The 13195-nt window shown below is 75.4% G+C and carries 10 protein-coding genes; 5 read left to right on the top strand and 5 right to left on the bottom strand.

Annotated features, from left to right (window positions below; genetic code table 11):
- Positions 1-27: 27 nt before the first annotated feature.
- Both ACF07S_RS17310 and ACF07S_RS17305 read right to left on the bottom strand, forming a co-directional pair.
- Positions 28-1644, bottom strand: a complete 1617-nt coding sequence (locus tag ACF07S_RS17310; protein WP_391964944.1) for an AMP-binding protein — start codon at positions 1642-1644, stop codon at positions 28-30.
- On the bottom strand, positions 1641-3311 hold the full coding sequence (locus ACF07S_RS17305) for an AMP-binding protein (RefSeq protein ID WP_391974512.1): 1671 nt from the start codon (positions 3309-3311) through the stop codon (positions 1641-1643). Before ACF07S_RS17305 ends, ACF07S_RS17310 begins: the two co-directional genes overlap by 4 nt.
- Positions 3312-3436: 125 nt before the next feature.
- On the opposite strand from ACF07S_RS17305, the gene ACF07S_RS17300 reads away from it, so the two are divergent.
- The 5 genes from ACF07S_RS17300 (at position 3437) to ACF07S_RS17280 (ending at position 10039) form a co-directional block, all read left to right on the top strand.
- Positions 3437-4291, top strand: a complete 855-nt coding sequence (locus ACF07S_RS17300; protein ID WP_391974511.1) for a response regulator transcription factor — start codon at positions 3437-3439, stop codon at positions 4289-4291.
- Positions 4292-4447: 156 nt separating this feature from the next.
- Positions 4448-7258, top strand: coding sequence for an AAA family ATPase (locus ACF07S_RS17295; RefSeq protein ID WP_391964941.1), 2811 nt, complete (start codon positions 4448-4450; stop codon positions 7256-7258).
- A 198-nt stretch (positions 7259-7456) separates the two neighbouring features.
- The gene (locus tag ACF07S_RS17290) at positions 7457-8248 is read left to right on the top strand and encodes a S1 family peptidase (RefSeq protein ID WP_391974510.1); all 792 of its coding nucleotides are present in this window, start codon (positions 7457-7459) and stop codon (positions 8246-8248) included.
- 433 nt (positions 8249-8681) lie between these two features.
- A complete protein-coding gene (locus tag ACF07S_RS17285; protein WP_391964939.1) occupies positions 8682-9620 on the top strand; it encodes a polysaccharide pyruvyl transferase family protein in 939 nt (312 codons plus the stop codon).
- A gap of 56 nt (positions 9621-9676) precedes the next feature.
- Positions 9677-10039 (top strand): DUF3040 domain-containing protein, encoded by a 363-nt coding sequence (locus ACF07S_RS17280; protein ID WP_391964938.1) that lies wholly within the window; start codon positions 9677-9679, stop codon positions 10037-10039.
- A 168-nt stretch (positions 10040-10207) separates the two neighbouring features.
- On the opposite strand, the gene ACF07S_RS17275 is transcribed toward ACF07S_RS17280, so the two are convergent.
- The 3 genes from ACF07S_RS17275 to ACF07S_RS17265 are packed head-to-tail and all read right to left on the bottom strand — an operon-like array spanning position 10208 to position 13193.
- Positions 10208-11104, bottom strand: coding sequence for a glycosyltransferase family 2 protein (locus tag ACF07S_RS17275; protein WP_391974509.1), 897 nt, complete (start codon positions 11102-11104; stop codon positions 10208-10210).
- A complete protein-coding gene (locus tag ACF07S_RS17270) occupies positions 11101-11970 on the bottom strand; it encodes a glycosyltransferase family 2 protein (protein ID WP_391974508.1) in 870 nt (289 codons plus the stop codon). The genes ACF07S_RS17275 and ACF07S_RS17270 overlap by 4 nt, the downstream gene beginning before the upstream one ends.
- Positions 11967-13193 (bottom strand): glycosyltransferase family 9 protein, encoded by a 1227-nt coding sequence (locus ACF07S_RS17265; protein WP_391974507.1) that lies wholly within the window; start codon positions 13191-13193, stop codon positions 11967-11969. The genes ACF07S_RS17270 and ACF07S_RS17265 overlap by 4 nt, the downstream gene beginning before the upstream one ends.
- Positions 13194-13195 lie beyond the last annotated feature (2 nt).

The following is a 13195-nucleotide window of genomic DNA, read 5'->3' as shown; positions in this document are numbered from 1 at the left end:
GCCGGCGTCCCGGCCCGGACGACGGGCCTAACCGGCCGAGGAGTACCGCTCCCGGAGTTCCACCTTGCGGACCTTGCCGGACACCGTCATCGGGAAGGCGTCGAGGAGCTGGAGACGGCTGGGGACCTTGTAGTGGGCGAGGCGGCCGGCGCAGAAGGCGCGCAGTTCCTCCAGGGTGGGCGGGTCGGCCGGATCGCGCGGGACGACACAGGCGAGCACCTCCTCGCCGTACCGCTCGTGCGCCGCCCCGACGACCTGGACGTCCGCGATCTTCGGGTGGGCGTGGAGGAACTCCTCGATCTCGCGCGGGTAGATGTTCTCCCCGCCCCTGATGATCATGTCCTTGATGCGGCCGACGATCTCCACGTAACCGTCCTCGCGCATCACCGCGAGGTCCCCGGTGTGCATCCAGCGGCCCGCGTCGATCGCCTCGGCCGTCCGGTCGGGCTCGTTCCAGTAACCGAGCATCACGCTGTAGCCGCGGGTGCACAGCTCGCCCGCGGTGCCACGCGGCCGTGTCACCCCGGTGGCCGGGTCGACGACCTTGACCTCGATGTGCGGCAGCACCCGGCCGACGGTGCCGGTGCGGTGCTCCAGGTCGTCGTCCATCCGGGTCTGCAGCGACACCGGGGAGGTCTCGGTCATGCCGTAGCAGATGGAGACCTGCTCCATGTGCATCTCGGTGACCACCCGCTTCATCACCTCCACCGGGCACGGCGAGCCCGCCATGATGCCGGTGCGCAGCGAGGTGAGGTCGTACGCCGCGAAGCCGGGCAGGTTCAGCTCGGCGATGAACATCGTGGGCACGCCGTACAGCGAGGTGCAGCGCTCCCGCTGGACGGCTTCCAGGGTGGCCCCCGGCTCGAAGGAGGGGGCGGGGATGACGATGCAGGCGCCGTGCGAGGTGGCTCCCAGGTTCCCCATGACCATGCCGAAGCAGTGGTAGAACGGCACCGGCACACAGACCCGGTCCTGCTCCGTGTAGCCGACGGTACGTCCCACCCAGTAGCCGTTGTTGAGGATGTTGTGGTGGGAGAGCGTGGCGCCCTTGGGGAAGCCGGTGGTGCCCGAGGTGTACTGGATGTTGACCGGGTCGTCGCAGCTCAGCCCCGCGGCGATCACGTCGAGTCGCTCCGGCGGTACGGCGGCCGCGCCCTCGGTCAGCGCGTCCCAGGACGGATCGCCGATGTAGACGGTCTCCCGCAGGCCCGGGCACGATCCGCGCACCTGGTCCACCAGCGCGCGGTAGTCGCTGCCCTTGTGGGCGAGCGAGGAGACCAGCAGCGAGACACCGGACTGCTTGAGCACGTACTCCAGCTCGTGCGCGCGGTACGCCGGGTTGATGTTCACCATGACGACGCCGATGCGGGCGGTCGCGTACTGCACGAGGACCCACTCGGGGCAGTTGACCGCCCAGATCCCGACCCGGTCGCCCTTCGTGATCCCCTTCGCCAGCAGCCCGCGCGCCACCTCGTCGACGGCGGCGCCGAACTCGGCGTAGGTCCAGCGCCGTCCGGAGGGCACGTCGACCAGGGCCTCGCGGCCGGGCCACGCGGCGACCGCCCGGCCGAGACTGGCGCCGATGGTCTCGCCGAGCAGGGGGGTCGTGCTGGTGCCGTGGCTGTACGACAGGAGTGCGGTCACCGGAAGTCCTCCTCGTGGTACTCGCTCGTGGAACCGGCGGCCGTGGCCTCGCGCAGTTCGATACGGCGGATCTTCCCGGAGACGGTCTTGGGGAGTTCCCCAAACTCCAGGCGCCGGATCCGCTTGTAGGGGGCGAGCGCCTCCCGGGAGTGCTCGAACAGCGCCTTCGCGGTGTCCGGGCCGGGCTCGAAGCCCTCCGCGAGCACGATGTAGGCCTTGGGCACGGCCAGGCGCAGCTCGTCCGGAGCGGGCACGACCGCCGCCTCGGCGACCGCCTCGTGCTCCAGCAGGACGCTCTCCAGCTCGAACGGGGAGATCTTGTAGTCGCTCGCCTTGAAGACGTCGTCCGTGCGCCCGATGTAGGTGATGTACCCCTCCTCGTCGCGGGAGCCGATGTCGCCCGTCCGGTAGTAGCCGCCCGCCATCGCCTCGGCGATGCGGTCGGGCTCGCCGTGGTAGCCGGCCATCAGGCCCACCGGGCGGCCGGAGAGGTCGAGTGCGATCTCCCCCTCGGTGACGCCGGGCGCGCCGGAGACCGGGTCGAGCAGGACGACGCGGTAGCCGGGACTGGGGCGGCCCATGGAACCGGTCTTGAGGACCTGGCCCGGGCTGTTGGCGACCTGTACGGCGGTCTCGGTCTGGCCGAAGCCGTCCCGGACAGTCACGCCCCAGGCGCGCCGCACCTGCTCGACGACCTCGGGGTTGAGCGGTTCGCCGGCGGCGACGGCCTCGCGGGGCGGGGTGCGCAGCCGGTCCAGGTCCGCCTGGATGAGCATGCGCCACACGGTCGGCGGTGCGCAGAAGGTGGTGACGCCGGCCCGGTCCATCTCGCCCATCAGCCGGGTCGCGTCGAAGCGGGTGTAGTGGTGCAGGAAGACGGTCGCCTCGGCGTTCCACGGGGCGAAGAGGCTGGACCAGGCGTGCTTGGCCCAGCCGGGCGAGGAGATGTTGAGGTGCACGTCGCCGGGTCTCAGGCCGATCCAGTACATGGTGGCCAGGTGCCCGATCGGGTACGAGGTGTGGGTGTGCTCGACCAGCTTGGCACGGGCGGTGGTGCCCGAGGTGAAGTACAGCATCAGCGGGTCGTCGGACAGGGTGGGCCCGTCGGGGGCGAAGTGCTCGGCGGCGCCGTAGGCGTCCTCGTAGGGCAGCCAGTCGTCGCCGGCCCCCGCTCCCACCGCGATCCGGGTGTAGCCGCCGGGCACCTCGCCGAACTTCCCGGTGTCCGCGGCGCGCGTGATCACATGGCGGACGCGGCCCCGGGCGACGCGGTCGCGCAGGTCGGCGGGGCCGAGCAGCGGGGTGGCCGGGACCACCACGGCGCGCAGCTTCATCGCGGCCAGGGCGGTCTCCCACAGCTCGGCCTGGTTGCCGAGCATGACGAGCACCCGGTCCTCGGCGCCCACGCCCCGCTGCCGGAGCCAGTTGGCGACCTGGTCGGAGCGGCGGGCCAGCGCGGCGAAGGACAGCCGGGTCTCCTCGCCGTCCTCCTCGACGAGGTGCAGCGCGGTGCGGCCGTTGCCGTCGGCGATCACGTCGAACCAGTCGAGCGCCCAGTTGAACCGCTCGGGCCGGGGCCAGGCGAAGTCCCGGTAGGCGGTGGCGTAGTCCTCACGGTGTTCCAGCAGGAAGTCCCGGGCCCTGCGGAACTCTTCCGTCGCCGTCATCTGTCCTCCTCGGTTCCCGGGCATTGCCGGGCGGCTCTCCCCCATCGTGTAATCCGTGATGCGTGTCTCACTACCCCCGAACGGGGGTGTGGTCCGCGCGGGGGTCGTGGTGAAGGGGCGAACGGGTGACAGCTGATCCGGTGGGGGCGGGCGACGCGGTGGAGATCCGCGGGGCGCTGGCCCGGCTGCGGCACGCGACCGGGCTGCCGGTCGCCTTCGGGGGACTGGTGGAGCCCGGCCGGCGGCAGATGCGCATCAGCGAACTGAGCGGCACCGCGACGCCCGCGCTGAGCGCGCTCGCGGTGACGCCGGGCAACGGCCTGGGCGGCAAGGCGGTGGCGCTCGCCCGGCCGTGCGCGGTGGCGGACTACTCGGTCTCGCGGCGGATCAGCCACGAGTACGACGCCCCGGTCGCCGCCGAGGGCCTGCGCGCCGTCGTCGCCGTACCCGTGGTCGTACGCCGCCGGGTGCGGGCCGTGCTCTACGGCGCTCTGCGGACGGCCCGGCCTCTCGGCGACCGCACGCTCGGCGCGGCGGTCCAGGCCGCGCGGGACGTGGAGCAGGCCCTGGTGGTGCGGGAGGAGGTGGCCGAGCTGATGACGGCGGCCCGGCCGGAGCCGCCGGTGTCCGGGGTGCCGGACGGGGCCGGGGCCGCCCGGGAGCGGGTGCGGGAGGCGCACGCGGCGCTGCGGGCGCTGGCGCCGCGCATCGCGGATCCCGTGCTGCGCGCCGAGCTGCTCGACGCGTGCGCCCTGCTCACCGCCGGCCCCTCACCGGCCGCGGCGGTACGGCTCGCGCCCCGTGAGGTGGACGTGCTCGCCTGCGTGGCGGCCGGGGCGACGAACGGGGAGGCGGCCGGGAGGCTGGGGGTGACGGCGGAGACCGTCAAGGCGTATCTGCGGTCGGCGATGCGGAAGCTGGGGGTGCGGACCCGGGGGCAGGCCGTGGTCGCGGCCCGCCGGGCCGGGTGGTTGCCATAGATTTGCGGTGTTTTCCCATCAGGAGCCATTACCGGCAGAAGGACTTCGGATTTACCGTTGCCCCGCCCGCTGTAATTTGCCTCACTACACCGTCCGCCCGGAATTAAGGAACCCGTTGCCTAATATTGGCCAGGACACGCCACACGGAGGGGAGCGGTGACCGTGCGACGGGACTTCAAGGAGCCTGCCAGGTGCCGCCCCGACCTGGTCATCGGCCGGGAGGAGCTGTTCTCCGGCGCCCGGGAGCAGCTGGCCCGAGGGGGCAGCGTGCTGCTCCACGGCCCCGCGGGAATAGGAAAGTCGACCGTGCTGCGGGCACTTGCGGCCGAAAACGCCGGTGCGGCCCGCACGGTGCTGCGCTGCTCGGCCACGGAGTCCGAATCCCATCTGCCGTTCCTGGCGCTGGCCGATCTGTTCGGTCTGGTCCTCGACCGGGTCTCCGCGCGGCTGCCCGCCGCCCAGCGCACCGCCCTGGAGTCGGCGCTCACCGGACGCGGCGAGTCCAGCCTCCAGCGGGACGGGCTGGCGCTGCGTCTCGCCGTGCTGTCCACCCTGCGGGCGCTGGCCGACGAGGGGCCGGTCCTCGTCGTCGCCGACGATCTGCAGTGGCTGGACCCGGCCAGCGCGGAACTCCTCGGTTTCGCCGCCCGGCGGCTCGGCGACAGCCCGGTGCGGATGCTGTGCGCGGTGCGCACGGACGGCCAGGAGTACGACCGTCAGCTGCGCGCCTGCCCGCCGGACACGGTGGCGGTGCGGCTGGGCCCGTTCTCCCGCACCCAGGTGTCCGCGCTGCTCGACCACCGCGGCTACACCGGCCTGTCCCGCTCCACGGTCCGTGACATCCACCGCACCAGCGCCGGGAACCCGCTGTTCGCCCTGGAGCTGGGCCGTGCCCTGGCGGAGAGCCCCACCAGACCCCGGCCGGGCGAGCCGCTGCCGGTGCCGACCTCGCTGCGGGCGCTGGTGCTCAGCCGGCTGGAGATGCTGTCGGACGAGGCGCGCCGCACCCTGCTGGTGGCCAGCGCGGGCGCCCGTCCCACCCTGACGCTGCTGCACGCGGCCGGCCGGGAGCACGCCGAGGCGGAGACGGCCCAGGCCGCCGCGCTGGGGCTGCTGGCGACGGACGCGGAGGAGTCGGCGGTGCGGTTCGCGCATCCGCTGATCTCGGCCGCCCTCTACGCGGAGGCCCCGGCCCAGGAGCGGCGGGCCGCGCACACGGCGCTGTCCACGGCGGCCTCCGACCCCATCGAGCGGGCCCGGCACCTGGCGCTGGCCGCCACCGGCCCCGACCCGGAGGTGGCGGCCCGGCTCGCCGAGGCCGCCGCGCTGGCCCGGGACCGCGGCGCGCCCTCGGTCGCCGCCTCGCTCGGGCTGCTGGCCGCCCGGCACACCCCGGCCGACGGCGAGCCGGGCCCGGACGAGCGGCGGCTCCAGGCCGCCGAGGACGCGATCACCGCGGGCGAGGCCGACCTGGCCCGGGACATAGCGCGGGAGGTGCTGACCCGGGCGACGGTTCCGGCGGAGCGGGTGCGGGCCTGGATGGTGGTCATCGAGGCGGCCGGGCAGGCGCTCGGCGAGGTCGACGCGGTGTTCCCGCAGGTGCTGGCCGACGCCGGCGACGACCCCCGGCTGCTCGCGCTGGTCCACTACCAGCTGGCCTGGCGGGAGGTGGTGGTGGACGGCGACTTCGCCAAGTCCCGTCAGGAGGCGGCGCACGCGGCGGAGCTGGCCGCCCGGGGCGGGGACCGGCGCACCGAGCTGATGGCCCTCGCCTTCCAGTCGTCCACCGAGACCCTGATGGGCCACCCGGACGCCCCCGCCACGATCCAGCGGGCGCTCCAGGAGCCCCAGGACCCCGATGTGACCTGCCATCACAACGGCGCCGCCATGTCGAGGTTCCGGTGGCTGCTCATGAGCGACCAGCTGCCGGAGGCCCGTACGGCCATCACCTCGCTGCTGCGCGAGGCGCGCCGGCGCGGCATGGTGGAGAGCGAGGTGCACTTCTCGCGCCTGCTCGCCGACACCGAGCTGCGCGTCGGGCACTGCGGCCGGGCCCTGGACCTGGCCCGCGAGAGCCTGCGGCTGGCCCGGGACTCCGGGATCGGCGAGAGCGCCTCCGCCATGCTCGCCTCGCTCGCGGAGGCGTCGGGCGGGGACGTGGACCGGGCGCTGACGCTGGCCCGCGAGGCCGCGGACCACGCCGAGGTGGACGGCGACCAGTTGTACCTCTCCCTGGCCCTGGCCGCCCTCGGCTACGCCCAGCTGGTGGCCGGGGAGGCGCGGGCCGCGGTCGGCTCGCTGCGCCGGGTGCGGGATCTCGAGCAGGCCATGGGCATCATCGATCCGGCGCGCGGCCGCTGGCAGGGCGATCTCGCCGAGGCGCTGGTGCGGATCGGCGAGCCGGGCGAGGCGCAGGAACTCATCAACGTCACCCGGGTGCACGCGCTGCGCCTGAACCGCGCGAGTGTGCTGGCGGTACTCGACCGCGCCGAGGCGCTGGTGCGCGCGGCCCGTGGTGAACACCAGGCCGCTCAGGCCCAGTTGATGTCGGCTCAGGAGCGGCTCGCCCGGCTGGGGTACGGCCTGGAGGAGGCGCGGGCCGCGTTCGCGCTGGCCCGGCTGCGCGCCCGGGGCCCGGTACCGGCCGCCTACGAGGAGGCCGCCAGGCTGTTCCGGCGCTGCCGGGCGCTGCCGTGGCTGCGCCAGGTCGACCGGGCCGTGGCCGCCGGCCCCGCGGAGGCGGAGACCGTGCCCGCCGCCCCTCCGGCCGTCCTGGACGGCCTGGCCTCGATGGAACGTCAGGTCGCCGCGCTGGTCATGGAGGGTGCCACCAATCGGGAGATCGCGGCCCGCCTGTTCATCAGCGTCAAGACCGTCGAGGCGACCCTCACCCGGGTCTACCGCAAGCTGGGCATCCGCTCACGGGTCGACATCGTCCGCCTGGCGGCAGGCCGTCGCACGAACTGACCTCCGCACGGCGGCGGTTCGGGGCGACCGAGGGTTTTCCCTGTGCAACTCCCCTAGGGGGTTCCCTCATTGGGACGGCCGGACCGGGGATCGTAGCGTCGTCACGTGCCGCTCGTCGGGCACACGGAGGCCTCCCCGGGCCCTCGTGTTCGACCCCCACCCCGTGCGAACCCCACCGGCAATCCCGTGAGGAGACCCATGTTCGGGCTCACCCGTGTCAAGAAGGCCGCCGCCGTCGGCGTCGCGGCCGCTGCCGCCGCCGCCACCGCGCTGCTCGCCGCCCCCTCAGCCGTCGCCGCTCCGCAGCCGATCGTCGGTGGTACGACGACCACGACATCGGCGTACCCGTTCATGATGCAGATCACCGACGCCTCGCAGAACCAGTTCTGCGGCGGCACCCTGGTCTCCCCCACCAAGGTGGTCACGGCCGCGCACTGCATGGTCGGCGAGACGACCAGCAGCGTGCGCGTCGTCGGGGGGCGCACCTACCGCAACGGCACCAACGGCACCGTGGCCAGAGTGAGCAGAATCTGGATCCACCCGGACTACGTCAGCGCCACCCGGGGCGACGACGTGGCGGTGCTGACGCTGTCGGCGTCGATGCCGTACACCCCGGCGTCGTACGTGTCGTCGGCGGACACCTCGGTGTACACGGCCGGCGCCACCGCCCGCGTCCTCGGCTGGGGCACCACCTCCTCCAACGGCAGCTCCTCCAACCAGCTGCGCACCGCGACCGTGCCGACCGTCTCCGACACCAGCTGCCGCAGCTCCTACGGCTCCCGGTTCGTGCAGAGCGACATGGTGTGCGCCGGATACACCTCCGGCGGCGTGGACACCTGCCAGGGCGACAGCGGCGGACCGCTGCTGATCGGCGGCCGCCTCGCCGGGATCACCTCCTGGGGCGACGGCTGCGCGGCGGCCGGCTACCCGGGTGTCTACACCCGCCTGACCACCTTCTCCTCCCAGGTCACGGCGCAGGTCAACTCTTAGTCCCACAAGCATCCTGAGTAACCCTCAGGCAGCGAACCAGGGGGCGTTGCGGGCTTCCACGAGCAGCCCGCAGCGCCCCCTCTCCACGTGGACCGGGCCGGGGCCGGACGCGCACCCGTCCCGGAACGGATGTCGTACGCCGTGCCCGGGTGCAGCGCCTTCGGCGTCCGCTCCCCCTCCGCGGTGGCCTCCTGCCGCCGCGCGGTGCCGAGCCGGCCGGACGGCCCGATGACGAGGGGGTGTCCCCGGCCGCCACGGCCCCGCCGGGAACCCGCCGGCCGGGAGGGCGCGGTGGGCGGCGTCGCCCTGCCGGCCGCGGCCCCGGAACGCGGCCGGCACGACGCGGGTGCGGCCGGCGTGGGAGAGGAGCGGGCGGCGTACTCGGGCGGGAGGCGCGGCGGGGCCGATTGTGTTCCGGCGGCGGGGGCACCCGGTGCGCACTGTGCACGGACGCGAGCGCGCGGGACCGCGAAGGATCCTGCTGACCGGGTGGTTCAGCTTCCACGACGGGGAGGTGACCGCCGGGGACGTGCTGGCGCTGCGCCGGGTGGAGGAGGTGCTGCGGGCCGCCGGGATGCCGTACGACGTGGTGTGGAGCCCTGGGTTCCGGCCGGACGCCCCGCACTTCGGCGGGCTGCGGCCCGCCGACTACTCCCATCTGGTGTTCGTGTGCGGCCCGCTGCACGGGCCCCAGGTCGAGGAGCTGCACCGGCGCTTCGCGCACTGTGTGCGGATCGCCGTGGGGGCGTCCGTCATCGACCCCGCGGGCGCGGCCGTGACCGGTTTCCACCGCGTGCTGGCGCGGGACGCCCCCGGTGGCGAGCCGACCGAGGACCTGGCGGCCCGCGCCCCGGCCCTGCCGGCGCGGCCCGTGGTCGGGGTGATCCTCACCCACGGCCAGCGGGAGTACGGGCGGCAGCGGCGGCACGGACAGGTCGCGGAGGGGGTGACGCGCTGGCTGGCCGGCAAGGACTGTGCCCGGCTGGAGCTGGACACCAGGCTGGACACCCGGGACTGGCATCTGAGCGCGACGCCGGCGCAGGTGCAGTCGGTGCTGGCCCGGCTGGACCTCGTGGTCACCGACCGGCTGCACGGACTGGTGCTCGCGCTGCGGGTCGGCACGCCGGTGCTGGCGGTGGACCCGGTGGCGGGCGGTGCCAAGGTGACCGCGCAGGCCCGCGCCTGCGGCTGGCCCGCGCTGCTGGCCGCGGAGCAGGTGGACGCGCGCCGGCTCCAGCGGTGGTGGGACTGGTGTCTGACCTCGGGCCGGGTGGCCGCCCGGCAGGTCCGCGACACCTTCCGCGAGGGCCGCGTGCCGGACGGCGCGGACCGGCTGCTGGAGGCGCTGGCACCGCGCGCCGACGCCGGTTAGCCCGGGATCCGCCCGGGCACTCGGACGCCCCCACGGTGGTCCTGGAAGGAGAGAGGGTGTCCGTCGGTCGGCTCCCCGAGCACGAACAGCACATCCTCGACGAGATCGAGCGGGCGCTGCGCCGCGACCGCCGGCTCGACCGGCGCCTGCGCACGTTCGGGTCGCGCCGGGGCTCCCACGCGACGCGGCTGCTGGTGCGTGCGGCCTGCTACCGCCCGCGCGGGCGGACGGTGGCCGTTGCGCTCACGGTGTCCGTCACGCTGATGGTGACCGGCATCGTCACCTCGGCACCGTGGGCGATCTGGGCGTTCGCCGCGGTGTGGCCGCCCACGCTCTTCGCCGTGTTCCGGCTGCTGTGCCGGTGGTCGGGCGCCGAGCGTGTGCCCTCCGGGACAGTGGTCCGGCGCGGCGGGGGGTGACGGCCGCACCTGGACGCCGGGGTTCGGGGACGGGAGGCGGGGCCGGGAGACGGGACGCGAACGCGGCCGTCGGCGGGGAACGCCGGGAGGGCGAGGGGTGGCGCGGCCCGCGGGCCGCACGGCGCGTACCGGCCGGTGTCCCGCCGGGTTCCCGGTTCCCTTCTCGTGTCAGCCGATGTAGCGGCGGGCCGTGGAGGCACGTTGGACGGGCTCCAGGAGGCGGAACCGGGACTCGACCTCGCGGGGCAGGACGCGGCGTTCCCGCAGGACCCAGGGCAGGGCGGCGGCCGCCTCCGCGAAGGCGCGCAGGGAGGCCGTGTCGCGCGGGACGGTGCGGGCCAGGTCCAGGGTGCGGCGCAGGGCGGGACCGGCCGGGCGGCGCAGCCAGGTGAACCACAGGGTGTTGCGGATGCCGTGCACCCGGCGCAGGGTGGCGTCGCGTGCCACGGAGGCCTGGTGGTGGATCGTCAGGTGGTCGGCGTAGGTGAGCCACCAGCCGCCGGCCGCCAGGTCGGCGGCCAGCAGTTCCTCCTCGCCGCCGAGCCAGAGGCGCGGGTGGAAGCCGCCCGCGGTGCGGAAGGCGTCGGTGCGCAGCACGGTCGCGGCGGCCAGGAACGAGCCGAGGGCCGGCCCGGGCAGCCAGGGCGGGCCGGGCACGGGGGAGTCGCGCAGTTCGCGGACGATCGGGTCCTCGGTGCCGCCGGGTTCGACGATGATCCGCGCGGTGACCGAGCCGAGCGCCGGGTGCCGGTCGAGCAGGTCGGCGGCACCGGCGAGGGAGCCGGGCGACCACCAGGAGTCGTCGTCGCAGAAGGCGGTGTAGGGCGTACGGACCTCGCGGACGGCGAGGTTGCGGCCGACGGCGCCGAGGTTGCCGCCGGGGCACAGCAGCCGGACCCCCGGGTGGTGACGGGCGACGGCCTCGGCGGTGCCGTCGGTGGAGCCGTTGTCGGTGACGATCACCGCCGGCCGCTCGGGGAGCGAGACGAGGTGACCGAGGGTGCGCAGGAGTTCGGGGCGCCGGTTGTGGGTGATGACGACGACGGTGGTGCGGGGGTCGCTCATGCGGGCGCCCCTTCCAGCAGGCGGGCGGCCCGTTCCACGTGCGGGGGCAGCGGCCGGCGCTCGCGCAGGGCGGCGGGCAGCCGGGGAAGGGTCTCCCGCAGGGCGCGCCGGGCCTGGTGGTCGCCGCGGGCCTCGGTGGCGAGGGCTCCGGTGCGGGCGACGGCGTAGGGGAGGGGGCGGCGCAGCCAGGCGGTCAGGAGTTCGTTGCGGCGCTGGACCGCCGGGCGGCCGGGGCGGGGGGCGGGGGCCGGGTGGTGGTGGGCGACGACGTCGGGGCAGTGGGTGACGCCCCAGCCGCGCGCGGCGAGGTCGTAGGCGAGGAGGGTCTCCTCGCCGCCGATGGACAGCAGCCGGTGGAAGCCGCCCGCGTCGAGGTGGGCGCGGCGGCGGACGACGGCGCCGCAGGCGAGGAAGCCCAGCACCTGGGTGCCCGGGAGGTCGGTGGCCGGGCCCAGCGGGGAGCCGGCGAGGACGTCGTTGAGCGGGTCCGGCTCGGCGGCCGGGCCGACGAGGGTGCGGGCGGCGATCAGGCCGAGCCGGGGGTGGGCGTCGAACAGCTCGGCCGCGTGGGCCAGGGCACCGGGCGACCACCAGGAGTCGTCGTCGCTGAACGCCACGTACGGGGTGTCGAGGACGCGGATGCCGTGGTTGCGGGCCAGGGCGCCGTGGTTGACGGGCAGCGCCAGTACCCGCACCTCGGGGAAGTCCCGGGCGAGCATGGCGCGCGTGCCGTCGGTGGAGGCGTTGTCGGCGACCAGGATCTCGGGCCGTTCGGGCAGGGCGAGGAGGTGCTGGAGGGTGACGGCGAGCCGGTCGCACCGGTCGCGAGTGGCGATGACGACGCCGAGGGTGCGGTGGTCGGTCATGGCGCGTTTCCTCCTCCCGGGTTCGGGGTGCCGGGCAGCCGGCGGACGGCGCGCAGGACCTCCTCGGGGGTGATCCGCAGCAGCGCCGGGTCGGGGCGGCGGCCGTGGGGATCGCCCCGCGGGCCGTGCCACAGGGCGATGTGGCGGGGGTGCGGGGGCGGGCCCCAGTGGCTGGGCGGGACCGGGCCGAAGAGGGTGACGGTCGGGGCGGCGTGGGCGACCGCCAGGTGGGCGATGCCGGTGTCGCCGCTGACGACGGCGCGGGCGCCGGCGACGAGGGCGCGGAGCAGCTCGAGGGGCGGGCCGCCGGCGAAGACGTCGGTGTCGGGCAGATCGGCCCGCTCGGCGAGCCGCGCCACCAGATCGTCCTCGTCCGCGCCGCCCGTGACCACGACCCGTACGCCGTGCCCGCGCAGCGCGGTCGCGACGGCCGCGTAGCGCTCGACCGGCCAGCAGCGGGCCGGGGCTCCGGCGCCGGGGTGCAGGACGACGGCACCGGGGGCGGGGGACGCGGTGTGCGGGCGGGGCAGCAGCAGGTCGGTGGGGTCGGCGTCGATGCCGTACCAGCCGAGGAGCCGGCACCAGCGGTCCCGTTCGTGTTCCCGCGCGTACCGGGGCGGGCCCTCGATCTCCGGGGTCCCGGGGTGCGCGAACGCCAGCAGCCGCAGGGGGCGCAGCCGCTGCAGCAGGCGGTGGCTGGGCGGCCCGTCGCCGTGCAGGTCGACGGCGACGTCGGGGGGCGGCCCGGTCCAGTCGAGGGCACGGGGTACGGCGCGTCCGGGGGCGGAGGCGGGCAGAAGGCGGTCCACGGCTCCCGTGGCCCGGGCGACCGGCGCGAGCCCGGCGGGCGCGGCCAGCACCAGTTCGTGGCGGGGGAACGACCGCCGCAGGGCCCGCAGCGCGGGAACCCCCGCCAGCAGATCGCCGAGCCCCAGGGCCCGCAGCACCAGGACCCGGGCCCGCGGCGCGGCGGCCCCGTCCACCGGACCGTCGGGGGCCGGTCCCGCGAAGGGGCCGAGGGGCCCCCACGGCCCCTCCGGCACGGCATCGTTCCCGTCTGCCGCGGCGGGCGCGGTGCCGTCCGCCGCGACGGGCTCGCCGTCCCGCGCGGCCCCCGCGGTGCCCGGCACCGGCGCGGCGCCGTCCGGTGCCGGGTTCCCGACGCCCGGTGACGCCGGCGGTGCCACAGCACGCCCGCGGGGCGTCGCGACGGCGCTCCTCATCG

This window comes from Streptomyces sp. NPDC016640, assembly GCF_043076215.1.
Taxonomy (GTDB): Bacteria; Actinomycetota; Actinomycetes; order Streptomycetales; family Streptomycetaceae; genus Streptomyces.
Note: the sequence above shows the minus strand (reverse complement) of the source record. Positions and strands in the feature narration are given on the sequence as shown.

What these genes read in the sequence shown, in the direction of transcription:
- ACF07S_RS17290 (WP_391974510.1), top strand. Translation starts at nt 7,457, where the DNA reads ATGTTCGGGCTCACCCGTGTCAAGAAGGCCGCCGCCGTCGGCGTCGCG.
- ACF07S_RS17265 (WP_391974507.1), bottom strand. Translation starts at nt 13,193, where the DNA reads ATGAGGAGCGCCGTCGCGACGCCCCGCGGGCGTGCTGTGGCACCGCCG.
- ACF07S_RS17270 (WP_391974508.1), bottom strand. Translation starts at nt 11,970, where the DNA reads ATGACCGACCACCGCACCCTCGGCGTCGTCATCGCCACTCGCGACCGG.
- ACF07S_RS17305 (WP_391974512.1), bottom strand. Translation starts at nt 3,311, where the DNA reads ATGACGGCGACGGAAGAGTTCCGCAGGGCCCGGGACTTCCTGCTGGAA.
- ACF07S_RS17275 (WP_391974509.1), bottom strand. Translation starts at nt 11,104, where the DNA reads ATGAGCGACCCCCGCACCACCGTCGTCGTCATCACCCACAACCGGCGC.